A 21,487-nucleotide genomic window follows, 5' to 3' on the forward strand; every position below is an offset into this window, starting at 1 on the left:
CATGAACGCAACCTCCTTGCGCGGGGCCCTGCTCGCGGCCTTAGCCTGCACTCTGGTCGGTGCCTCCTTCACAGCGAACAGTGTCCTCGGCGACTACCCGTACGCAGGCGGTCAGGCGCTGCGGTACGGTCTTGCCGCCCTGCTGCTCCTGCCTCTTCTGCGTATGGGCGGCGGCCAGGGGCCCGTTGCCACAGCGGCGATGCTCACCCGGCGGCAGTGGGGCCGTCTGGGGGTCCTGGCCGCCGTCGGTATGGTCGGCTTCAACTGCGCGGTCCTCGCGGCGGAGCGTACGGCGGAACCCGCCGTCCCGGGTGTGCTCGTCGGGTGCGCGCCCATCGTCGTCGGCGTCCTCGTCCCTGCCCTGGAAGGGCGCCGCCCGGCCCGAGCGGTCATGTACGCGGCGGGTCTCGTGGCCGTCGGGGCGTTCACCGTCCAGGGCTGGGGCCGGACCGATCTGGCGGGCGTCCTCTACTCGGTCGGAGCGCTGGGCGGAGAGGTCGGCTTCGCGGTCCTGGCCGTGCCGCTGCTGCGTCCTCTGGGACCGAAGCTGCTGTCGGCGTTCGTGTGTGCCGTCGCGGCCGCGGAGTCGGTGCTGCTCGGCGTCCTGCTCGACGGGGGAGGCTTTCTGCGGGTGCCCACTCCGGCGGAGGCGCTCGCGCTGACCTGGCAGGCGGTGGTGGTCACCGTCGTCGGCTTCGTGTGCTGGTACAGCGGTATGCGGCGTATCGGCGCCGAGCGCGCCACGCTCTTCTCCGGGCTGATCCCCGTGTCGGCCGCGCTGACCGCACCACTGGTCGGAACGGGGACGTACGGTGCGGGCCAGGGCGTCGGAAGCCTGCTGGTGGGGCTGGGAGTCGTGCTGGGCTCGGGTGTCCTGGGGCGGCGTGCGGGCGATGCGTCAGCGACTCGTGTCGAGGATGACCCGCGCCACGGCGGCAGGGTCGTCGTTCATCGGGACGTGGCCGCAGTGCGGAAGGCGGACGAGGCGTGCACCGGGGATCACGCGTTTGGCCCTGACGCCCTGCCGACGCAGAAGCAGACGGTCCTGGCTCCCCCAGGCGATGCAGACGGGGATGTCCGGCACGTCATCGGTGAACGCCACGGTCAGCCCGGCCTCGAGCGTCTGGCGGAATCCGGTGGCCTCGCGCAGGGCGACGGTCTCCGACACGACCGCAGTGGGTGAACGGCGTCCGGGGCGCGCGTAGATGGTGCTCGTGAGCGCGGTGCGGCCGGGCGAGCTCCTCGACAGGCGTTCGATCACCGGCATCGGCATCGAGAGGGCCGCGCCGCGCATCGACCGGAGCATGCCGAAGGCGTAGCGGCGCTCGCTCCGCGTCCAGAACCCGGCGGGGGACAGCGCCGTCACCGAACGCACCAGCCTCTCGCGCCCCAGTTCCAGTGCCAGCAGGCCCCCGAGCGAGTTCCCGGCGACATGCGGCCGTACCAGGCCGAGGGCGTCGAAGAACGAGCCGAGCACCGGGACCATGGTCCGCAGGTCGTAGGCGAGTCCGTCCGGCAGGGCAGGAGAGGCACCGAATCCGGGCAGGTCGACGGCTATGACGTCGCGTTCGGCCGCCAGTATGCGCAGTACCGGGTCCCACGCCTGGCGGTGATGGCCGATTCCGTGCAGCAGCACCAGGGGTTCACCGGAACCCACGCGGTCGTACGACACGCTGATCTCACGGCGGCCGACGGGGGAGCCGGCCGCGAACGAGACTGTGTTGGCCATGCCGCTCCTCGGTATGAAACTGCCGGGCTGGTCGGGCTTGGGAGACTCCGTGTCAGTAATAATTACCGCCCGGTAGCCCGCAGTTCAAGGGGCGAGGGTGATTCCCGCTGGACACCCTCCGGCGCCTCGGCTGGGATGGCAGGGTGACCGCTGACACCGTGACCGACCTCTTCGAAGAGCACCGCCCCCTCCTCGCCGGGGTCGCCTACCGCATGCTCGGCCGCGTCGCCGATGTGGAGGACGTGGTGCAGGAGGCATGGCTGCGCTGGTCGTCGGCCGAGCGAGACGATGTGAGGCAGCCGCGAGCCTTCCTCGTACGGATCACCACACGTCTGGCCATCGACCGGCTGCGCCACCTGCAGACCAGGCGGGAGGCGTACATCGGACCCTGGCTGCCCGAACCCGTGGTCACGGATTTCGGCCCGGCTGTCCCCGATTCCGCGGAGCGGGCGGTGCTCGCCGACTCCGTGTCCCTCGCCGTGCTGGTCGTCCTCGAGACCCTGTCCCCTCTGGAGCGTGCGGTGTTCGTCCTGCGGGAGGCGTTCGGCTTCCCGTACGCGGAGATCGGCGCCGCCCTCGACCGGTCCGAGGCGGCGGTACGGCAGCTCGCCGGCCGCGCCAAGCGGCATGTGGAGGAGCGCAAACCACGCTACGACGTGGATCCTGCCGTGCGGCGCGAACTCACCGAGCGTTTCCTCGCAGCAGCTTCGGGCGGAGACCTGCAGCAGATGCTCGCCGTGCTGGCTCCTGATGTGCGCCTTGTCAGCGACGGCGGAGGCAAGGCGAAGGCGGCGCGGCGCGTCATCGAGACCGCGGACAAGGTCGGCCGCTTCCTCTTCGCCGTCGCGAGCGAGCTGCCCCCCGCGACCGAGGTGAGGGCCGTGGAGCTCAACGGTGGTCCGGCTCTCGTGTACAGCCTGGACGGGGTGGTGGACACGGTCTTCCAGGTGGAGGCCGAAGGCGGATTCATCCGATGCGTCTACGTCATCCGTAACCCGGAGAAGCTCGCCGGGGTGAGCGTGGCCTGGTGCGGGCGGCGGGAGGCCGCTCAGGGCGGTCGCCCCACGCGTCCTCCCGCGTGACGCGTCCTCCCGCGTGACGCGTCCTCGCGCGTGCCTCCGCGCTTCGCGTGAAACCCCCCACGGAAGGTGTCGGCCGTGGGGCCTGCGTGTTGCCTGGGTTCACGGCCGCGCGAACGCCCCGTGAACGCTCTGCGCCAGTGGGCTGTTCCGCTGTGTCACGGGACGAGGATTGGTCTTGACCAAGGTGGTTCGCCGTCCTAAGGTCTGAACGATAAGGCAGGAACCTTTAATAAATAACGTCGCGGAAATTGCCACCGGGCGGATGCGGAGGACAGGGTGGGGACCACGCAGCTGGAATCGGTGCAGGAGCCGAAGTACTGGCACCTCAAGACCGTGCTCAGTGAGGCGCTCGACTCGGACTTCGCGGTGGGGGAGGTCCTGCCCAACGAGCGTGATCTCGCGGCGCGCTTCGGCGTCGCCAGGGCGACACTCCGCCAAGCGCTGGAGCAGCTCGAACTCGAAGGACGCCTGCAGCGACGCCGTGGTGTCGGCACGACCGTCGCTCCGCCTCGGGTCGGAGTGGCCGTCGCCACCGCTCAGCACGGCTGGGCGGGCGATGACACGCGCGAGGCATGGCAGCCCGTCGAGTGCACGACCGCCCCTGCTCCCGCCGCGGTGGCCGGCCTGCTCGAGACGGACGCCGGTGAGGCGGTGCACGTGGTGCGCCGCATCCGTGTCGCCCAGGGGCAGGCCGTGGCAGCGGAACTCCTGTACGTACCGACGTCCTCGGTGCCTGAACTCTCCGCCATCGAAGTGCCGTCCGGGCCCGCCCGCGCCAGGAGCGTGCTGAGGGAACTCCACCGTGTCGGCCTCGACGGCCAGGACCGCTCCGTCGAGCTCGGGTCGGCCCGTGCGGACGACGCGAAGGAGCTCGACCGGCTCCCCGGAGCCCCGGTCCTCGTCGTCACGACCCGGTACTTCACGGCCGCCGGAACAGCGGCTGTCTCCGTCGCCACCTACCGTGCCGATACCTGCCGGCTCACCTTCGGAGACTCCGGAGCGCTGGAGATCAGCCACGACGAGCAGGAGCGCAAGGCCTCCTGACGGTGCCGGGCGCGCGGCTGCCGCGCGGCCGCTTCGGAACCGGTCCGAGGTTCCCGTTGCTTACTTGTCCACCGGTGCGGGCCGCTGACGCAGTGGTCCGCGCCTGCCGCGCCCCGCTCCTCCGTTCGGCCCGTCGCCTTCAGCGGCGGGCCGTCATCGTTCCCTCTACGGCGAAGAGCTGTTCCTCGACGTGGTCGAGTGCCAGCCGCAGTGCCCCTGTGGCGACGGCGGCCTCCCCGAGGAGAGAGAGGGTGACCCGTGGCGGGCGCAGACAGTAGCGGGCGAGCTCGTCACGGAGTGGATCGAGGACACCATCGAGGCCTGCGGCCCATCCGCCGATCACGACGAGCTCCGGGTCGAGCGCCAGGACCAGAGCGGCGACATCATGCACCAATCGCTGTATGAACCGCGCCACCGCGGCCTGCGCACCGGCATCACCGTCCTTGGCCTTCGCGAAGACAACGGCGACGGCGTGCTCGTCCAAAGGGTCCAGAGGCGTGTCGGTGGTCGAGAGCAGGTGTTCCGGTGTGACATCCCGGCCCAGCAGATGCAGTGCACCGATCTCCCCGGCCGCACCGCCGAAGCCGCGGTGCAACCGCCCGCCGATGAGCGAACCCGCTCCCGGGCTCAAGCCCGCCAGAACGAAGACGATGTCGTCGGACTCGGTCGCCGCACCCTTCCAGTGCTCTGCCACCGCCGCGGCGTTGGCGTCGTTCTCCACCAGGACGGGGCACCGGAAGGAACGACGCAGTCTCTCGCCGAGCGCGAGCCCCGTCCAGTCCGGCAGTGCCGTACCCAACCGCACGGTGCCGTCGGCCTCCACGATGCCCGGGCTGCCTACTCCGACCGCGCGCAGGCTGCTCCGTGCCACGCCCGTGCGCTTCAGCAGGTCGGCGATCACGCCTCGGACCTGGTCGATCCGGTCGTCGGCGCTCAAGCTCTCGGACACATCGCGTGAGCCCGCGCCGACGATACGGCCGTCCAGACCGGACAGCAGGGCGGAGACGCGGTGCGAGCCGATTTCCACTCCCAGCAGGTAGCCGGCCTCGGCCCGGAACCGGAACCGCCTGGCTGGGCGGCCCTGACGCCTTGCCTCGCTCTCGCCGGGCAGCGCCTCCACCACCAGGCCCGCCCCGAAGAGCCCTTCCACGACGCCTTCGACCGTGGGACGCGACAGCCCGGTGATCCGGGTGAGGTCCGTGAGTGTGGGCGAATCCGCCCCTCGCAGCGCGTGCAGAACCACTGCGGAGTTGATCCTCCGCAGCAGAGACGGGTCCCCACCGGTCAGCCGTCCCACCGTGTGTCCTCCCAGGTCGTGCGCGTGTCTGCCGGATCGTACTCGCTGACCCCCATCACGGCGACCAGCACCCGGGGAGAGGTAACCGGAACCCCTGCGGCGACTGCCCGGAACGCAAACGGAGAGACCGTGCGAAACGCGTTTCCGGGGGCGCGGAACCCGATTACGGGGAGCACGGCACCCGTTCTCGGACGGTGGGGAACCCATTTCGGACGCGGTGCGGATCTCGATTCCGATCCGCGTGGAACCCAGTGCCGGACCGGGTACCGGGCGGCGGTCCGGAGCCCAGCGCCGCACCAGGTCCCGGGGCGGTCCGGAGCCCAGTGCCGCACCGGGTCCCGGGGTGGTTGTTGTCTGGAGGGAGGCCGACAGCCGGAGGGGGGCGTCCTCAGTGCGGAGCAACGAATCCGGACTCGTAGGCGGCGATCACCGCTTGCGTGCGATCCCTTGCCCCCAATTTGGCGAGCACAGAGCTGACATGTGTCTTGACGGTCTCGACACCCACGATGAGATCGGCAGCGATCTCCGCGTTGGACAGTCCTCGAGCCATGAGCCGGAGTACTGCCGCTTCGCGGTCCGTGAGTGCCGCGCGCTCCATGGATGCACGCGCCTCGCTCGTGCCGTACTCCGCGGCCAGCTGCCGGACGGCTGCGGGGAACAGGAGTGACTCGCCCTCCGCGACCAGCCTCACCGCATGCACGATCTCGGTCGGCCGGGCACGCTTGAGCAGGAATCCGTCTGCCCCTGCGCGCAGAGCCTCGTACACGTACTCGTCGTTCTCGAACGTGGTCACCACGAGGATCTTCGGCGGATCGCTCACGGTGCGCAGCACCGCGCGCGTTGCCTCGATCCCGTCCATCAACGGCATCCGCACATCCATCGCGACGACGTCCGGACGCAGTTGACGCACCATCGGGATCACCGCGGCACCGTCCGCCGCTTCACCCACCACCTCGATATCGGCTTGCGCTTCCAGAACCGCGCGGAGCCCCGCACGCACCAGGGGTTCGTCATCGACGAGAAGAACGGTAACGGGCATCCGGTCAGCGTATGCGGTCCAGCGGCAGCGTCGCGTGCACCCTCCATTCTCCCTCGTGCGGACCGGTTCTGGCCTTGCCGCCCAAGAGTGCGGCCCGCTCCCGAATACCTCTGAGCCCGCTGCCACCGCCGGAGCCGCGCGGTGTTCCGGGTAGGGGGTTGGCCACCTCCAGCTCCAGCCACTCTCTCGCCACGAGGATTCTCACCCTTACGGGGACGGCACCTGCGTGACGCAGCACATTCGTGAGCGACTCCTGCAGAATGCGGTAGCCCTCGCGGGACACAGGGCCAGGGACCAGATCAAGCGGGCCGTCCGTTTCGACGTCGACCTTCGCCCCGGAGCCGCGGGCCGATTCGAGCAGCCGGTCGGCTTCTGCCAGGGTCGGGCGCCCGCTCACGGGGACGTCGGTCTCGCGCAGCACTCCGAGCACGCGTTCCAGATCGTCCAGTGCGTTACGTCCCGTCTCTTCGATGGCGGCGAGTGCCCGCGCGGTGAAATCCGGGTTGCCCGCTGTCCTGGCAGCCCCTGCCTGCACCACCGCGACCGTCAGGGCGTGTCCGATCGAGTCATGCAGCTCGCGCGCTATCCGGTTGCGTTCCAGCAGCTGCTCGGTGCGCTTCTCCAAGGCGGTCATCCGCTCGGCCGGTGACGGTCCCAGGAACACCCGAGCCGCTGCCGTGGCCGCTTCCCCGCACAGGACCACCAGCGCGAGAAGTATCAGAACCGGCAGGGGTGCGAGCAGCGCGCACCACCAGCCGGGCCGGATCCCGCCGGCCAGCCATACGTCGCTCGGAGCCGTGCCGAACGAACCTCGCACGAGATCGACCGCCGTCGCCGGCAGCCAGACCGTCGCGAAGCACGTCACCGTTGCGAGTGCGAGCCGCAGCTCCAGCCAGGCAACCGTGCGCCAGCGGGCTGCCCAAGTCGTGGCAGGACCGGCGGAGATCAGGGCGTCGGAGCGGCCCCGCTGCTCGGGTGTGAGGAGCAACTGTGCCTGGACCCCTTCGGCCAGACGCATGGCCGGCAACAGCCCGACCGGTATCGCGAAGATGAAGGGCATCCAAGGCTTGGTGGGAGAAATGAACAACCACACGCTGCCTACGGCGGCGGGAATGAGCAGGTGCAGCCAGCGACTGAACGTTGCCGGTCTGACCAGCATGGAGAAGAGGCGGCGCATGCTGCCATCGTGCCAGGGCAGGCCGGGGGCCGACTCCCCCGCGAGAGGGAGGCGAACCACCCGCGCGGGGGAGGCCGCGGTCCCGGGCCGGGGGCCAGGCTGAGGTCATGATCAGCATCGACGTTCACGAGCTCACCAAGGACTACGGGACCGTCCGCGCCGTCGACCACCTCACGTTCAGCGTGAGACCGGGGCGGGTGACAGGCTTCCTCGGGCCCAACGGCTCGGGCAAGTCCACCACCATGCGCCTGATCCTCGGTCTGGGCCGGGCCACAGGCGGGTCCGCCACGATCGGCGGGCGGCCCTACGCCTCATTGGGCAATCCACTGCACCAGGTCGGCGCGATGCTCGATGCTCAGGCGGCCCATGGCTCGCGCACCGCCCGCAATCACTTGCTCGCGCTCGCCACCAGCAACGGCATAGCCGTCAACAGGGTCGAAGAGATGCTGGCCGAAGCCGGCCTGGACTCGGTCGGAGGGCGGCGGATCAAGACGTTCTCGCTCGGAATGCGGCAACGGCTCGGCATCGCCGCGGCGTTGCTGGGCGATCCGGAGGTGGTGATGCTGGATGAGCCGTCGAACGGGCTTGATCCGGAAGGCATCGTCTGGATCCGGGAGCTGATGCGGAAGCTGGCCGACGAAGGCCGTACGGTCCTGGTCTCCAGCCACCTCATGACCGAGACCTCTCTGTTCGCGGACCACCTGGTGGTCCTTGGCAGGGGAAGGATCCTTGTCGACATGCCGATACAGGAGTTTCTTGCTTCCCGGGGCCGTCCCGGGGTTCGGCTCCGAACGACGGAATCCACGCGACTGCGTGATGTGCTGATCCGCAAGGGGTATCACCCGGTGCGGAGCGACCATGGGCGCTGGGCGGTCGACGGAGCAACGGCGCAGGAGATCGGATCCCTGGTCGCCGTCGAGGGAATCCCGCTCATCGAACTCGTCGATGACCGGCCCACGCTGGAAGAGGCATATCTCGATCTCACGGCGACCGAGACGGAATACGCCGCTTCCATGTCTCCCATCGTCGGCCGGGAGCTCTGAGCAGCATGACCATGTCGATGATCGCTGTGCTGCATTCCGAGTGGATCAAGATCAAATCTGTGCGGTCCGTCGCCGGTTCCCTCATCGCGGTCTTCGTGGCGACGATCTCCGTCACTGTTCTCGCCTCCGTGACCGTCGGGCAGGCGGAGGCGGACGACCCGGGCAGCGACCTCCTCTTCTCCGCCTTCTACGCGCTGAACTTCGGCCAGATCGCGGCCATCGGCTTCGGTGCGAGCGCCTTGTCGTCCGAGTTCCTGAACGGGGCCCTTCGGATATCGCTCACGGCCGTCCCCAGTCGCGGCCTCTTCTACGTCGCGAAGATGGCGATGGTCGGTGGGCCGGCCTTGGGTGTAGGACTCCTGACCAGCTTCACTGCGTTTCTGGTGGGGCAGCTGTTCATGGGCGAGTACGCGATCCGTCCAGGCGATCCAGGTGCGCTGCGAGCTGTCGTCGGTGGAGGCGTGTACCTCGCTCTGATGGCTCTGTTCGCAGCGGGGCTGACTGCGGTGCTGCGCAGTGCGGTTGCCGCACTCAGCCTGCTCATTCCCTTCATACTGATCGTTTCCCTCGTGGTCGGAGACATCGCGGGGAGCGCGGCTGAGTATCTCCCGGACCAGGCGGGGCAGTTGGTGCTCCGCAGTCATCATGAGGGAACCCTGGGGCCGTGGACGGGGCTGGCCGTCACGGCGGGGTGGGCGGTTGTCGCACTCGTGGCAGGCTGGTGGAGCCTGCGAAAGAGAGACGCCTGAATGGCGGCGGCGGGGCGGGTGCGACTCTGGAGCCCGCCGGCCGCGCGGCCGGCGTCCCTGCTGCAGCATGTGAGGAGCGGTTCTCCGGGGCCATGTGTCAGTGCCGACCGGTTTACTGATGGTATGACCACCGCACATCACCTTCGCCTCATCGACGGGTTGCGCACCAAAGACTTCCCCTTGCAGCGCGTTTCGTCCGGCTCGGAAGTCAGCGGACCCGGGTATCACGTGGCGCTCCTCGGCGGCGAGGACGGCAGCGAGGGGGACGACAGGGTGGACCGCCTGGAGCGCCGGGCGCGGTGCCTGGCGGAATACGACGCGCTGCTGACGCTGCTCACGCTCCGATGGGGTGAACCGCAGCTCGTCAGCCTGTGGAGCGCACAGGAGCGGATGATGGCGGGTGAGGTGGTGGCTGAGCCTTGGGCCGACCCTGTCGCGAGCTGCGAGTTTCTCCAGTTGTGGCACCAGGAGGACCGGTGGATCGCCGTTGTGCTCTACCAACAGGATGGCGGTCCAGGGTGTGAGTTGGCTGTGCTGGTCACCGTGGTCGACCCACCCTGACGGCGAGGGCGTCGGGCGTCGGTCTTCAGCGGGGGCGTCCCGAAAGGGAGGACAGCTGCTGAGCTCTGCGTGAAGCCTAAGCCCGTGCCGAGTTGGCGGTTCTGGCTCGCTCGCCATGACGCGCGAAGGGCGAATGTCGGCTGACGTCCGCAGCTGCACCGGTGCCCGGAAGCTTCCGGAGGAGACCGTCACCCTCACTTCCTGGGGCGGCTACAGGTCCCTGGAGAAAGCGAACGACAACTCTACCCGTGAAATTCACGCTCGCATGGTCGATCACGCCTCTGGTGGGCGATCAACGGGGCAGAAGACCGCGCGGAGGACCCGCCGTTCTGACACGAGTGCGCGCGCAGCTGCCTATTCAAAGGTCGTGCGCGACATCCGGACCGGGGGTGGGCAGGTCGGCGACGGACCGTACGGCAGTCACCGTGCGGGGCGGCGGGCGGGCGGCGGCGGTGCATGGTGGTCAGGGGCGCCCGGGCGGCGCCCGACGCAGGAGCTGCCCATGGGGCGTCCTTTGTGCCGGCGGTCTCGCCGTCTCGCGTGTCCGACAGCACCCTTGCCCGAAGGGCCGGCCGACTCTATCTTACTCCAGAGTAAGTTTACTGTCTGGTAAGGGGGTTGCTCTGATGGTCTACCGGATTGTCATGGTCGGCACCGACGGCTCGGAGTCGTCGTTCGCTGCCGTCGAGGGGGCGGCCCGCCTGGCCGCCGTATGCGGGGCCGAACTCGTGATCGCCTGTGCGTACCTGCCGATGCGCGGACCGGAACTCGCCCTGGCGCAGGACCAACTGGGCGCCGAGGCATATCAGGTGGTGGGCTCGGCACCCGCCGAGGAAACCCTGCGTACAGCCAGGGACCGCGCCCGCTCGCAGGGCGCGGTGAACGTGAGGTCGGTCGCGGTGCAGGACGAACCGGTGGCCGCACTCGTACGCGTCGCCCGCGAGTGCACGGCTGATCTCCTGGTCGTCGGAAACCGGGGACTGCGCTCGCTCACCGGGCGCATACTCGGCTCCGTTCCTGCGGACATCGCGAGAAAGGCAGGCCTCGATGTGCTGATCGTGCACACCACATGAGCGCCGCGGAGCCGGCGGAGGAGTCAACGGCCCCGTCCGGCAGCGATGAATCACGAGGGTCCATCGAGGAGGTACTGCTCGGCGGCGACAGGCTCTGGACGAGGCGGGACGTCGCCGAGCGGTCCGGGGTGAGGCCGGAGCGCACCGCCCAGATCTGGCGCGCGCTCGGGTTCCCGCTGGTCGACGAGGACGCGAGGGTGTTCACCGACGCCGATGTGGACGCTCTGCGCGCGGGGGAGCGGCTCATCGAGGCAGGGCTCATCACAGAGGCGAGCGAGACGATGATGGCCCGCGCCCTGGGACATCATCTGTCCCGGCTCGCCGAATGGCAGGTGTACACCCTCCGGGCCTGGATGACCCAGGACACGGGCGACCCGTCGCGTGGTGGGGGAGGGGAGCTGACCCGCCACGCCGCTGCGTTGCTGCCGGAGATTGAGCTGCTGCAGCGGCATGTCTGGCGTCGCCATCTTGCCGCGTACACCGGACGTCTGGTCGCCGAGGAGGAGGACGTACTCACCAGACCGCGTCGGGGGACCGGGCCGGTGGCGGAGGAGTTCCCGGACGGTGCGGTGGCGGTCAATCGGTTGCCACTGCGCGAAGGTGCTGACGTCCGCGACCGGGCGGTGGGCTTCACCGACATGGTCGGCTACACCCGGATGACCCGTGGACTGGACAGCACGGAACTGGTCCGGGTGCTCGACCGGTTCGAGAGCCTGACCGGCGATGTGGTTGCCGAAGGCCGCGGCCGGGTGGTGAAGACCATCGGCGACGAGGTCCTCTTCGTGTGCGAGTCGGCGTCCGCGGCCGCTGACATCGCCCTGGAACTCACTGCCCGCGCCGAGGCCGAACAGAAGTTGCCTCAGCTGCGGACAGGCCTGGCCCATGGAGCGGTCATCAGCCGCTTCGGCGACGTCTACGGGGCAGCGGTCAACGTCGCGGCCCGGCTGACCGCGGTGGCACGCCCGGACACCGTGCTGGTCAACACGGACCTCGCCGGTGAACTGGCGGGCATGGATGCCTACGAGCTCAGGGTGCTCCGCGCGGTGTCGGTGCGCGGGTACAGCCGGTTGCGTCCCGTGCTGCTGCGGTCCGCGCGGTGATGTCCGCAGTTCCTTCCGGGCCCCCTGGCGTGATTCGACGTACTGCAGCCAGCGTCATCGGCTCCGGTCCACCGCAGTCGCAGCCGCAGCCGCAGCCGCAGCAGCAGCCGACAGGCGGGCGTACTCGTCCGCCATGGTGCTCACCGTCCAGTGCGCGTTGAGTCCGCTGGGGTTGGGCAGCGCCCAGACGCGTGCCCCGCCGACGGTCCGCTCCTGAGGTCCGATCTGTGCACGGCGATCGCCGAAGGCCGTGCGATAGGCGGTGACGCCGACGACGGCCAGCCACTGTGGACCAAGAGCCTCCACCTTCGCCGACAGTATTCTTCCGCCTTCACGGAATTCCTCCGTGCTCAGCTCGTCAGCCCTGGCGGTGGCCCTGGCCACCACATTGGTGATGCCCAGGCCGAATCCCAGGAGCTGGCCCTGCTCCGACGGCTTCAGCTGCCGGGGCGTGAAGCCCGACCGGTGCAGCACCGGCCAGAACCGGTTCCCCGGATGGGCGAAGTGATGTCCCGTGGCAGCAGTCATGAGGCTGGGGTTGATGCCGCAGAACAGCACACGCAGGCCGCCCGCGACCACGTCGGGTACGACGCGGTCGCGGGCGGCGAGCAGCTCTTCGGGTGTCATACGTCCGAGCGTACGCAGCCGGTGTCAGAGAATGGAGCCAGGAGTGTACGCGGCAGCCTCGGGGTGCTGCTTGGCGATCTCCTCGATCCGGGCCACCAGAGCGGCGACCTGGTCACCGGCGGCACCCGTGAACGAGAGCTTGTCCGCCATCAGGGCATCGAGCTGGCCGAGGTCCAGCGGGATCCGCTCGTCGGCGGCCAGTTTGTCCAGCAGCTCGTTGCGCTCCGCGCCCTGTTCCCGCATGGCGAGAGCCGAGGCGACCGCGTTCTCCTTGATGGCCTCGTGGGCGACCTCGCGGCCGACGCCGGCACGCACGGCGCCCATCAGCACCTTGGTCGTGGCGAGGAAGGGAAGGTAGCGGTCCAGCTCACGCGCGACGACCGCGGGGAAGGCACCGAACTCGTCGAGCACCGTGAGGAAGGTCTCCAGCAGACCGTCGAACGCGAAGAAGGCGTCCGGCAGTGCGACGCGGCGGACCACGGAGCAGGACACATCGCCCTCGTTCCACTGGTCGCCCGACAGCTCACCCGTCATCGACGCGTAACCGCGCAGGATGACCATGAGGCCGTTGACGCGCTCGCACGAACGGGTGTTCATCTTGTGCGGCATCGCCGAGGAACCGACCTGGCCAGGCTTGAACCCCTCGGTCACCAGTTCGTGGCCCGCCATCAGCCGGACGGTCTTGGCGACCGACGAAGGGGCGGCCGCCAGCTGCACCAGCGCGGTCACCACGTCGTAGTCGAGGGACCGGGGGTACACCTGGCCGACGGAGGTGAATGCGTGTGCGAAGCCGAGGTGCCCGGCGATGCGCTGCTCCAGGTCGGCGAGCTTGCCCGCGTCGCCGCCGAGCAGGTCCAGCATGTCCTGCGCCGTGCCGACAGGCCCCTTGATGCCACGCAGCGGGTAGCGGCCCAGCAGGTCCTCCAGCCGTCCGTAGGCCACCAGCATTTCGTCGGCGGCGGTGGCGAAGCGCTTGCCCAGCGTCGTCGCCTGTGCGGCGACGTTGTGCGAACGGCCTGCGATGACCAGCTCGGCGTACTCCGCGGCGAGCTTGCCCAGGCGCGCCAGGACGGACACCGTGCGGTCGCGCATCAGTTCCAGCGAGAGCCGGATCTGCAGCTGCTCGACGTTCTCGGTGAGGTCCCGGGACGTCATGCCCTTGTGGATCTGCTCATGGCCCGCGAGAGCGTTGAACTCCTCGATCCGGGCCTTCACGTCGTGACGGGTGACCTTCTCGCGCTCGGCGATCGCGGCGAGGTCGACCTGGTCGATCACGCGCTCGTAGTCGGCCAGCGCCGCGTCCGGCACCTCGATGCCGAGGTCCTTCTGAGCGCGCAGCACCGCCAGCCACAGCTGACGTTCCAGCTTCACCTTCTGCTCGGGGGACCAGAGGACGGCCAGCTCCGTAGAGGCATAGCGGCCGGCCAGGACATTGGGGATGCGAGGCTTCGCAGACACAGCAGTCACGTGTCCGGATTCTACTGGCGGTTTCTGCAGGTCCGCGCCGCGGGCCGGTATGTGGAATCGTACGAAGCCTCGTCGCCTGTGCCCCTGCCGCTCCACGGCCCGTGGCCGGCCCCGCTCCGTTCTTTCTCCGGCCGTGGGTCCGACGTGGCCCGACGTGGGCCCGACCTCACCGGTTGGGCCCGATCTCACCGGTTGGGCCCGATCTCACCGGTTGGGCCCGATCTCACCGGTTGGGCCCGATCTCACCGGTTGGGCCCGATCTCACCGGTTGGTCCCGGACGCTCGCCCTCACCGGTGCGTGCCCCGCGGTCCGTTCCGCTACCGCTTCGCGCCCACGAAGCCCCACTGGTCGACCGGCTCACCGGCCACCGGCTCCTCCGGGCGCCACAGGCTGATCGACCCGAATCCGGGCTCCACGAGGTCGAGACCGTCCGCGAAGGAACGCAGGGTCTCCCGGGGCCGCGATGTGTACGGCAAGGCGCCGCCGTCCGCGTACTCGTCGGACGCCTCCCGTGTCTCGTCGGTCTCGACGGTGTCGCACAGCATCAGGAAGCTTCCGGCGGGGACGGCGTCGAGATAGGCGCGCAGCAGCTCGGCGGCCTCGGCGGAATCCGCGACATGCCCGAGGGTGGAGAGCAGCATCAGCGCGACCGGCTGCTGAAGGTCCAGCGTCCTGGCGGCTTCGCGAAGCACTGTCCCGGCGTTCCGGAGGTCCGCGTGGACGTAGTCCGTGGCCCCCTCGGAAGTGCTGGCGAGCAGGGCCCGGGCATGGGCCAGCACGATCGGGTCGTGATCCACGTACACGACACGCGCGCTGGGGGCGACCGCCTGAGCGACCTCGTGCGTGGCGTCCGCGGCCGGGAGGCCGGTCCCGAGGTCGAGGAACTGCCGGACCCCGGCTTCTCCGGCCAGGTAGCGCACGGCTCTGGCCTGGAAGCGGCGGGAGGCGCGGGCGATGTCGATGATCTGCGGGTAGAGGTCAGCCATCGCCGAGCCCAGTCGCCGGTCCGCCTCGTAGTTCTCCTCGCCGCCCAGCCAGTAGTTCCAGACACGCGCCGAGTGGGGTGTGGCCGTGTCGATCAGGTCCGTCCGGATCTTCTGCTCTTCGTTCATGGGCCGTCCTCGTCCGGCGCCCAGGACGCCCCTGCGCGATGAGGGCCCATGCTTGCCCACGAGGCGCACGCGTGACAGCGAGATGTGCGCCAACCTGGGCGGACGTCCTCGGAGCCCGGGGCAGGGGGCGTAGGGGGCACAGGGGCCCGAACGGCATCGGGCCCCGAGGGGTGGGAAGGTCAGCCGTCCAGCCGACGCCAGCCCGTCACCGGCCCGGGTGTCGTCACGTCCTCGGGAGTGACCCAGAACGCCTGTCCCAGCGCCGTGTCGAACTGCGCGCCGGCCCTGCCGTCACCGGACGAGCGCCCGGTCAGACGCCGGCCGATCCAGGGGAACAGGTGCTGGCGGGCGAAGCGGACGTCGTCGATCCGCCGCTGGGCCCACCGTGCGGGCGCGGACTCGGCCATGGGGGTTTGCCAGTCGCTCTCCGCCGGGAGTCCCAGCGTCTGCCAGACCGCCTCCGCGACCCTGCGGTGTCCCTCGGCCGTCAGATGCAGCCGGTCGACGTCCCACATCCGCGGATCACCCAGCGACGGTGCGCCGTACAGATCGGCCACCAGGGCGCCGTGGCGGTCGGCCAGATCGCCGACCAGCGAGAACAGTTCCTCCATACGGGGCCGGAAGCGTTCCATCACCGGCCCGTTCCGGCCGGGGCTGCGCATCAGCACCAGGGTCTTGCAGGACGGTGCGAGACGTTCCACCGCCTCCTCGAGCCGGCCGCGCACCATGCCCATGTCGCACTTCGGCCGCAGGGTGTCGTTGAGCCCGCCGACGAGCGTGATCACATCCGGCTGCAGCGCCGCGGCGACCGTGACCTGCTCGTCCACGATCTGGCCGATGAGCTTTCCCCGTACGGCGAGATTGGCGTACCGGAAGTCGGGCGTGCGGGCCGCGAGACGGCCGGCGAGAACATCGGCCCAGCCGCGGTAGGTGCCGTCGGGCAGCAGATCCGACATGCCCTCGGTGAACGAGTCGCCGACCGCGACAAAACTGGTGTAGGGAGCATTCAATTCCATGGCGCTGCCGATCGTACCGCGACGGGGGCAGGCGATCGGTGTCGCCCGAACGGGAGCGAATGGGAGCGAGCGGGAGCGATGGCCGCCCGAGCACGGCAGAGAGGCGGCGCGGCCCCGGAGCACGGCAGAGGGGCGCGACCGTGGCCGCGCCCCTCCTCTCCCGCGCCGCAGTCAGGCGCAGGCGCCGACGTCAGCGGGCCTGGGGCCGGCCCACCAGCTCACGCAGGACGTCCTCCATCGTGATCATGCCCGCCAGCCGGCCGTCCTCGTCGAGCACGGCCGCGAGATGCGTACGGCTCCGCCTCAGAGCGGTCAGCACGTCGTCCAGCGGGGTCGCCGCCCGCACCCGCGCGATCGGCCGCAGAGCGGTCACCGGGAACGGCACGTCGCGCGGAGCGGCGTCCAGGGCGTCCTTCACGTGGAGGTACCCGATGATGCGCTGCTCGCTGTCCATCACCGGGAAGCGCGAGAAGCCGGACTCGTGAGAGAGCCGCTCCAGCTCCTCCGGGGTCGTGCCGACCCTGGTGTACAGCACCCGGTCGACCGGAAGCAGCACGTCCTGGACCGGGCGGCGGCCCAGTTCCAGCGCGTGGCGCAGGCGCTCCGCCGAACGGTCGTCGACGAGCCCGGAGTCCTCGGCGTCCTTGACGAGGCGTGCCAGCTCGTCGTCCGAGAAGGTCGCCGAGACCTCGTCCTTGGTCTCCACCCGCAACAGCTTGAGCAGCGTGTTCGCGAAGGCGTTGATCGCGAAGATCACCGGCTTCAGCGCCCTGGCGAGGGTCACCAGGGGAGGTCCGAGCAGCAGCGCGGTGCGGGCGGGCTCGGCGAGCGCGATGTTCTTCGGCACCATCTCGCCCAGCAGCATGTGCAGGTACGTCGCGACGGTCAGCGCGATGACGAACGAGATCGGGTGCACCAGGCCGTGCGGCACCCCCACCGCGTCGAAGACGGGCTCCAACAGGTGGGCGATCGCCGGCTCGGCGACGATACCCAGGACCAGGGTGCAGAGCGTGATGCCCAGCTGCGCCGCCGCGAGCAGCGCCGACACGTGCTCGAGCCCCCAGATGACACTGCGCGCGCGCCGGTTCCCGGCCTCGGCCTCGGGCTCGATCTGACTGCGGCGTACGGAGATCAGAGCGAACTCCGCGCCGACGAAGAAGGCGTTGACGACCAGGGTCAGCAAGCCGATGAGGAGTTGGACGGCGATCATCGTTCGTCCTCCGCCGTCTCGTCGCTGCCGGGCAGCGGCGCGTGCAGCAGCGCACGCGCGGCACGATGCCCGGAGGCGTCCACCACGTCGATCCGCCACCCCGTGAGCTCGACGGTGTCGCCGACCACCGGAATGCGGCCGACCGACGTGGCGATCAGCCCGGCCAGCGTCTCGTAGGGTCCGTCCGGCACCCGCAGTCCGATGGTGCGGAGCTGGTCCGTCCGGGCCGCTCCGTCGGCGGACCACAGGGTGCGTCCGTCCGCGTCCTCACCGGCGGCCGCCAGATCGGGGGTCTCGTGCGGGTCGTGCTCGTCCCGCACCTCGCCGACGACTTCCTCCACGATGTCCTCCAGCGTCACGACTCCCGCCGTGCCGCCGTACTCGTCGATGACGACGGCCATGGCCAGCTTTCCGGAGAGCCGGTCCAGGAGACGGTCCACGGTGAGGGTCTCCGGCACGAGCAGGGGCTCGCGCAGCATGTCCGACACCCGCTTACGGGGCCTCTGGTCCGCCGGAACGGCCAGTACGTCCTTGATGTGCGCGACGCCGACGACCGTGTCGAGGCTGCCCCGGTAGACCGGGAACCGGGAGAGGCCGGTGGCCCGGGTGGCGTTCGCGACGTCCTCGGCGGTCGCCTGGACCTCGAGGGCGGTGACCTGGACGCGGGGCGTCATCACGTTCTCCGCGGTCAGTTCGGACAGGTTGAGGGTACGCACGAAGAGTTCCGCGGTGTCCGCCTCGAGCGCGCCCTCCTTGGCGGAATGGCGCGCCAGGGCCACCAGCTCCTGAGGGCTGCGCGCCGAGGCCAGCTCCTCGGCCGGCTCGAGGCCGAAACGCCGAACGATCCGGTTGGCGGTGTTGTTGAGGTGGCTGATGAAGGGCCGGAAGACGGCGGTGAACGCGCGCTGCGGTGTGGCGACCGTCCTGGCGACGGCCAGGGGGGAGGAGATCGCCCAGTTCTTCGGGACGAGCTCACCGACCACCATCAGGACGACGGTGGAGAGCGCGGTGCCGATCACGAGCGCCAGGGAGGAGGACACACCGGGCGACAACCCGGTCGCCTCCACCGGCCCCCGGATCAGCTTGGAGATCGACGGCTCGGAGAGCATGCCGACGACCAGGTTGGTGACGGTGATGCCGAGCTGCGCGCCGGAGAGCTGGTAGGTGAGGCTGCGTACGGCCTTGAGCGCACCCGCCGCACCGCGGTCCCCTCGCTCGACGGACCGTTCGAGCTCGCCGCGCTCCACCGTGGTCAGAGAGAACTCGGCCGCCACGAACACGCCGCAGACGAGGGAGAGCAGAATCGCCACGAGGAGCAGGAGCACTTCGGTCATCGGTTCACCTCCGTCCCATGGTCGGGCAGGGGCGGAAGGATCGCGCGACAGCGGTTGTGTCGACTACTGGGGGGCTCGCCCATGGGCGGACGCTCACACCTCTCGAAAGGTCGGACGGTCGGGGATCCCATAGTAAAGGATCGGCAAAATGTCGTGGTCGGTGGGCGGTTTGCGGCCGTCCCCGGCCGCTCGGCGGCCGGTGGCCGTGGTTCAGAGTGACTTGACCCAGCGCCGCCAGTGGTCCTCGCGATGGTAGCCAGCCGAGCCCCATGCGTGATGAGCCCGCGTGTTGGCCTCCAGGACCATCGCGTCGATCCGTCGCCCGCCGATGGCTGTGAACCGCCGCTCCGCGGCGTCCAGCAGCGCGGTGCCGATGCCCTGCCGCCGGTGGTCCGGGTGTACGGCGAGCCGGTACGCGGAGCAGCGCCACCCGTCGAAGCCGGCTATGACGGTCCCGGTGATCCGGCCGCCGCTCTCCGCGAGGAGCAGCGCCTCCGGGTCCCGTGAGATCAGCCGGGCGACACCGTCGTGGTCGTCGGTGATGCTGGTGCCTTCCGCGGCCTCGCGCCAGAACCGCAGCACCGCGTCGATGTCCGGGAGGGCGGCGCGGCGGATTTCAAGATCGGTCATGGTGCGAGCCAACCAGAGAGCCCCCCGGTACGGGAAACATTTTCGCTGCCACGGCCTCGCCCCTCGTGTCTCCTTCCGCGCGCGGCCTCGCTGCTCTTGCGGGTGCTAGCGCGCACGCGCTAGCGTGATGACGTGCCCAAGACTCAGCTGAACGTTCGAGTGGACGAGGCCACCGCCGAGGCGGCGCGACAGCGTGCCCTGCAGCGGGGGATGAGCGTGAACCGCTACATAGAGGAACTCGTCAAACAGGATGCGGGCGAGGTGGGACACACCTTCGTCGAGGCCGCGGCCGACTTCATGAAGCAGTACGAGTCGGTGTTCGCCGAGGAGTTCGGCACGGAGCGCAAAGGCACCCGTTGAACCTGCAGATCGACCTCTCCTGGCTGCTCATGGTCGCCGAGCACAAGACGCCCGGTGATCCACAGGTCGTCGACTGGGGCGCGCTCGTCGCCGCCGTCAGCCGGCACGAGGCGGAGATCTTCGGCAGCCCCGTCTACAGCGACCCGCATTCCCGTGCGGCCGCCATGCTCCAGCTCCTCCTGCACGTGCCCGCGCTCGAGCACTCAAACGCGATGTTCGCCTCCGCCGTCGCCTACGGCTACCTCGTCGCTTCGGGGCTGAAGGTCACCACCTCCCCGGAACAGGTGCGGGACCTGGCCAGGCTGGTGAAGGAGGGCAAGGCCGACGTCCGGTCCATCGCCGACGAACTGCGCCGGTGGAGCATCTGACCGGGGCTCCTCAGCTCCCCACCGCCGGGCTGTCCACCACGACCGACCGGCGGGCCACGCCGATGACGCATGGGGAGGTGGGCAGCTGCACGCCCCTGTCCGGGATGCGGAATCCACGGCAGACGCCCAGCTCGAAGCCCGCCGCCTCGATGGCCGCGACCGTGTCCCGCGCGGTGTGACAGCCTCCGAAGAGCCTCGGCCAGAAGGTGCGGTCCACCGCACGCTGTGCCGACGCCAGAGCTCCGCCGGGGGCGAGGGTGTGCTCGAAGAAGCGCAGCTCGCCGCCGGGCCGCAGTACTCGCTTGATCTCCGCCAGTGCCCGGGGCAGTCCCGCACGGTGCACAGGACCAGCGAGGCCACCGCGGCGTCGAACGCCTCGCTCTTGACGGGCAGCGCCTCGGCCGTGCCCGGCACGACGTCGACCGGCACCTCCGCGCGCCGGGCCGCACCGGCCGCCAGCTGTCGCAGACTGCGTTCGGGCTCGATCGCCACCACTTCGGACACGGCCCCCGGGTAGTGCGCGAAATTGAGGCCGTTGCCCGCGCCGATCTCGATGACACGCCCCGAAACACCGGCGAGGAGCTCCTCGCGATGCGCGGCCACGCCCCCCTTGAGGTCGGCTGTCACGCTCATACGGGCGTAGAAGCGGGCGAAAACCGGGTGGTGCACCGCGTCACGGGGGACAGGTGTGCTGCGCCGTCGCATGATCGGGCCTCCTCGGAGGGCACGTGGATACGGCTCTCCCTCGATTCTCCCCCGTGAGGGCCCGCTCAGCCGCTCATCCGGCGCGACGGTTCCCGCCGAGCTCCGGTGCCAGCCAACTCGTCGCCCGCGCACGGAATTCGGCCGGGTCCAGGGCCCCCGCCCCGGCCGGCACCGCGCCGAGCAACGGGACTCCCGCGGCGACCGGGAGGTCCGCGATGTTGCAGCGCGAGGCCAGGTCCGGCTCGGCGGGCATGCTCCCGACGACCACTCCGGGACACGCGAGTCCTCGTGCCCGCAGCGCCTCGGTCGTCAGCGCCGTGGCGTTCAGGGTGCCCAGACCCGCTGGTGCCACCACCAGCACGGGCGCAGCCATCAGCCGGGCGGCGTCGGCGAGCGTGGCCCCCTGGTCGTCGTAGCGCACGAGCAGCCCGCCCGCGCCCTCGACCAGCACGAGGTCGTGCTCCGCCTCCAGCTTCTGAGCGGCCTCGGCGATCTCCTGCGGGCGTACGGGCGTGAGGCCGGCCCGGCGGGCCGCGGTCGCGGGCGCCAACGGCTCCGGGAAGCGGGCCAGTTCCACCGCAGTCACATGGGCGCCGGCCAGCCGGACGACCTCTTCGGCGTCTCCCGGTTCGCCCGGGGCGAGGCCCGTCTGGGCCGGCTTGAGGACGGCGACACGGCGGTCCCGGAAGGCGGCAGCCACCGCGGCGGTCACCACCGTCTTGCCGATCTCGGTTCCCGTACCGGTCACCACCAGGATCGTCAT

General features: G+C 70.1%; 21 protein-coding genes and 2 pseudogenes. 10 read left to right on the plus strand and 13 right to left on the minus strand.

The genetic code is table 11. From position 1 onward, the window contains the following. Position 1: 1 nt before the first annotated feature. A pseudogene (locus ACIRJR_RS24985) lies at positions 2-850 on the plus strand (EamA family transporter); the annotation flags it as partial. A 48-nt stretch (positions 851-898) separates the two neighbouring features. On the opposite strand, the gene ACIRJR_RS24990 reads toward ACIRJR_RS24985, so the two are convergent. Next, entirely contained in the window at positions 899-1,729 is an 831-nt protein-coding gene (locus tag ACIRJR_RS24990; RefSeq protein WP_403784454.1) for an alpha/beta fold hydrolase, read from the minus strand. A gap of 143 nt (positions 1,730-1,872) precedes the next feature. On the opposite strand from ACIRJR_RS24990, the gene ACIRJR_RS24995 reads away from it, so the two are divergent. Together ACIRJR_RS24995 and ACIRJR_RS25000 are read left to right on the plus strand one after the other, a co-directional pair. Continuing rightward, entirely contained in the window at positions 1,873-2,811 is a 939-nt protein-coding gene (locus ACIRJR_RS24995) for an RNA polymerase sigma-70 factor (protein ID WP_403784456.1), read from the plus strand. A gap of 276 nt (positions 2,812-3,087) precedes the next feature. Then, complete coding sequence (locus ACIRJR_RS25000) at positions 3,088-3,855, plus strand: GntR family transcriptional regulator (protein ID WP_403784458.1); 768 nt, start codon at positions 3,088-3,090, stop codon at positions 3,853-3,855. 139 nt (positions 3,856-3,994) lie between these two features. On the opposite strand, the gene ACIRJR_RS25005 is transcribed toward ACIRJR_RS25000, so the two are convergent. The 3 genes from ACIRJR_RS25005 to ACIRJR_RS25015 form a co-directional block, all read right to left on the minus strand. Beyond that, the gene (locus ACIRJR_RS25005) at positions 3,995-5,152 is read right to left on the minus strand and encodes an ROK family protein (RefSeq protein ID WP_403784460.1); all 1,158 of its coding nucleotides are present in this window, start codon (positions 5,150-5,152) and stop codon (positions 3,995-3,997) included. 388 nt (positions 5,153-5,540) lie between these two features. Then, positions 5,541-6,191: a response regulator gene (locus tag ACIRJR_RS25010; protein WP_403784462.1), complete on the minus strand. Its 651-nt coding sequence runs from the start codon at positions 6,189-6,191 to the stop codon at positions 5,541-5,543. Positions 6,192-6,195: 4 nt separating this feature from the next. Next, a complete protein-coding gene (locus ACIRJR_RS25015; protein WP_403784464.1) occupies positions 6,196-7,368 on the minus strand; it encodes a sensor histidine kinase in 1,173 nt (390 codons plus the stop codon). Between the two features lie 107 nt (positions 7,369-7,475). Between ACIRJR_RS25015 and ACIRJR_RS25020 the strand changes: the two genes are divergently transcribed. The 5 genes from ACIRJR_RS25020 to ACIRJR_RS25040 all read left to right on the plus strand — a co-directional run bounded on the left by ACIRJR_RS25020 (position 7,476) and on the right by ACIRJR_RS25040 (position 11,894). Beyond that, entirely contained in the window at positions 7,476-8,411 is a 936-nt protein-coding gene (locus tag ACIRJR_RS25020; RefSeq protein WP_403784466.1) for an ABC transporter ATP-binding protein, read from the plus strand. Between the two features lie 5 nt (positions 8,412-8,416). Next, complete coding sequence (locus tag ACIRJR_RS25025) at positions 8,417-9,160, plus strand: ABC transporter permease (protein WP_403784468.1); 744 nt, start codon at positions 8,417-8,419, stop codon at positions 9,158-9,160. Between the two features lie 123 nt (positions 9,161-9,283). Further along, the gene (locus ACIRJR_RS25030) at positions 9,284-9,721 is read left to right on the plus strand and encodes a hypothetical protein (protein WP_403784470.1); all 438 of its coding nucleotides are present in this window, start codon (positions 9,284-9,286) and stop codon (positions 9,719-9,721) included. Positions 9,722-10,347: 626 nt separating this feature from the next. After that, on the plus strand, positions 10,348-10,794 hold the full coding sequence (locus ACIRJR_RS25035) for a universal stress protein (protein WP_403784472.1): 447 nt from the start codon (positions 10,348-10,350) through the stop codon (positions 10,792-10,794). After that, positions 10,791-11,894, plus strand: a complete 1,104-nt coding sequence (locus ACIRJR_RS25040; protein WP_403784474.1) for an adenylate/guanylate cyclase domain-containing protein — start codon at positions 10,791-10,793, stop codon at positions 11,892-11,894. Before ACIRJR_RS25035 ends, ACIRJR_RS25040 begins: the two co-directional genes overlap by 4 nt. A gap of 54 nt (positions 11,895-11,948) precedes the next feature. Here the strand turns inward: ACIRJR_RS25040 and mug are convergent, their stop codons facing one another. The 7 genes from mug to ACIRJR_RS25075 form a co-directional block, all read right to left on the minus strand. Next, the gene (gene mug, locus ACIRJR_RS25045; protein WP_403784476.1) at positions 11,949-12,521 is read right to left on the minus strand and encodes a G/U mismatch-specific DNA glycosylase; all 573 of its coding nucleotides are present in this window, start codon (positions 12,519-12,521) and stop codon (positions 11,949-11,951) included. Positions 12,522-12,545: 24 nt separating this feature from the next. Then, the gene (gene purB / locus ACIRJR_RS25050) at positions 12,546-13,988 is read right to left on the minus strand and encodes an adenylosuccinate lyase (protein ID WP_403784478.1); all 1,443 of its coding nucleotides are present in this window, start codon (positions 13,986-13,988) and stop codon (positions 12,546-12,548) included. Positions 13,989-14,306: 318 nt separating this feature from the next. Further along, positions 14,307-15,101: an SAM-dependent methyltransferase gene (locus ACIRJR_RS25055; protein WP_403784480.1), complete on the minus strand. Its 795-nt coding sequence runs from the start codon at positions 15,099-15,101 to the stop codon at positions 14,307-14,309. A 179-nt stretch (positions 15,102-15,280) separates the two neighbouring features. After that, positions 15,281-16,117, minus strand: a complete 837-nt coding sequence (locus tag ACIRJR_RS25060) for an SGNH/GDSL hydrolase family protein (RefSeq protein ID WP_403784482.1) — start codon at positions 16,115-16,117, stop codon at positions 15,281-15,283. 190 nt (positions 16,118-16,307) lie between these two features. Next, entirely contained in the window at positions 16,308-17,327 is a 1,020-nt protein-coding gene (locus ACIRJR_RS25065; protein ID WP_403784484.1) for a hemolysin family protein, read from the minus strand. Then, the gene (locus tag ACIRJR_RS25070; RefSeq protein ID WP_403784486.1) at positions 17,324-18,661 is read right to left on the minus strand and encodes a hemolysin family protein; all 1,338 of its coding nucleotides are present in this window, start codon (positions 18,659-18,661) and stop codon (positions 17,324-17,326) included. The genes ACIRJR_RS25065 and ACIRJR_RS25070 overlap by 4 nt, the downstream gene beginning before the upstream one ends. Positions 18,662-18,871: 210 nt before the next feature. Continuing rightward, on the minus strand, positions 18,872-19,291 hold the full coding sequence (locus tag ACIRJR_RS25075) for a GNAT family N-acetyltransferase (protein WP_403784488.1): 420 nt from the start codon (positions 19,289-19,291) through the stop codon (positions 18,872-18,874). A gap of 132 nt (positions 19,292-19,423) precedes the next feature. On the opposite strand from ACIRJR_RS25075, the gene ACIRJR_RS25080 reads away from it, so the two are divergent. Both ACIRJR_RS25080 and ACIRJR_RS25085 read left to right on the plus strand, forming a co-directional pair. Beyond that, complete coding sequence (locus tag ACIRJR_RS25080) at positions 19,424-19,651, plus strand: antitoxin (protein WP_073750044.1); 228 nt, start codon at positions 19,424-19,426, stop codon at positions 19,649-19,651. Beyond that, on the plus strand, positions 19,648-20,019 hold the full coding sequence (locus ACIRJR_RS25085; RefSeq protein WP_403784490.1) for a fic family toxin-antitoxin system, toxin component: 372 nt from the start codon (positions 19,648-19,650) through the stop codon (positions 20,017-20,019). Before ACIRJR_RS25080 ends, ACIRJR_RS25085 begins: the two co-directional genes overlap by 4 nt. A 10-nt stretch (positions 20,020-20,029) precedes the next feature. Here ACIRJR_RS25085 and ACIRJR_RS25090 read toward each other — a convergent pair. Then, a pseudogene (locus tag ACIRJR_RS25090) lies at positions 20,030-20,724 on the minus strand (class I SAM-dependent methyltransferase). 73 nt (positions 20,725-20,797) lie between these two features. Then, positions 20,798-21,487 (minus strand): dethiobiotin synthase, encoded by a 690-nt coding sequence (bioD, locus tag ACIRJR_RS25095; protein WP_403784492.1) that lies wholly within the window; start codon positions 21,485-21,487, stop codon positions 20,798-20,800.

It is taken from the genome of Streptomyces sp. NPDC102402 (assembly GCF_044765765.1).
Classification (GTDB): domain Bacteria; phylum Actinomycetota; class Actinomycetes; order Streptomycetales; family Streptomycetaceae; genus Streptomyces.

Excerpts from the sequence above, each read along its gene's own strand:
- ACIRJR_RS24990 (WP_403784454.1), bottom strand. The coding sequence starts at position 1,729 with ATGGCCAACACAGTCTCGTTCGCGGCCGGCTCCCCCGTCGGCCGCCGT.
- ACIRJR_RS25010 (WP_403784462.1), bottom strand. The coding sequence starts at position 6,191 with ATGCCCGTTACCGTTCTTCTCGTCGATGACGAACCCCTGGTGCGTGCG.
- ACIRJR_RS25015 (WP_403784464.1), bottom strand. The coding sequence starts at position 7,368 with ATGCGCCGCCTCTTCTCCATGCTGGTCAGACCGGCAACGTTCAGTCGC.
- ACIRJR_RS25020 (WP_403784466.1), top strand. The coding sequence starts at position 7,476 with ATGATCAGCATCGACGTTCACGAGCTCACCAAGGACTACGGGACCGTC.
- ACIRJR_RS25025 (WP_403784468.1), top strand. The coding sequence starts at position 8,417 with ATGACCATGTCGATGATCGCTGTGCTGCATTCCGAGTGGATCAAGATC.
- ACIRJR_RS25030 (WP_403784470.1), top strand. The coding sequence starts at position 9,284 with ATGACCACCGCACATCACCTTCGCCTCATCGACGGGTTGCGCACCAAA.
- ACIRJR_RS25035 (WP_403784472.1), top strand. The coding sequence starts at position 10,348 with ATGGTCTACCGGATTGTCATGGTCGGCACCGACGGCTCGGAGTCGTCG.
- ACIRJR_RS25040 (WP_403784474.1), top strand. The coding sequence starts at position 10,791 with ATGAGCGCCGCGGAGCCGGCGGAGGAGTCAACGGCCCCGTCCGGCAGC.
- mug (WP_403784476.1), bottom strand. The coding sequence starts at position 12,521 with ATGACACCCGAAGAGCTGCTCGCCGCCCGCGACCGCGTCGTACCCGAC.
- ACIRJR_RS25055 (WP_403784480.1), bottom strand. The coding sequence starts at position 15,101 with ATGAACGAAGAGCAGAAGATCCGGACGGACCTGATCGACACGGCCACA.
- ACIRJR_RS25060 (WP_403784482.1), bottom strand. The coding sequence starts at position 16,117 with ATGGAATTGAATGCTCCCTACACCAGTTTTGTCGCGGTCGGCGACTCG.
- ACIRJR_RS25065 (WP_403784484.1), bottom strand. The coding sequence starts at position 17,327 with ATGATCGCCGTCCAACTCCTCATCGGCTTGCTGACCCTGGTCGTCAAC.
- ACIRJR_RS25070 (WP_403784486.1), bottom strand. The coding sequence starts at position 18,661 with ATGACCGAAGTGCTCCTGCTCCTCGTGGCGATTCTGCTCTCCCTCGTC.
- ACIRJR_RS25075 (WP_403784488.1), bottom strand. The coding sequence starts at position 19,291 with ATGACCGATCTTGAAATCCGCCGCGCCGCCCTCCCGGACATCGACGCG.
- bioD (WP_403784492.1), bottom strand. The coding sequence starts at position 21,487 with ATGACGATCCTGGTGGTGACCGGTACGGGAACCGAGATCGGCAAGACG.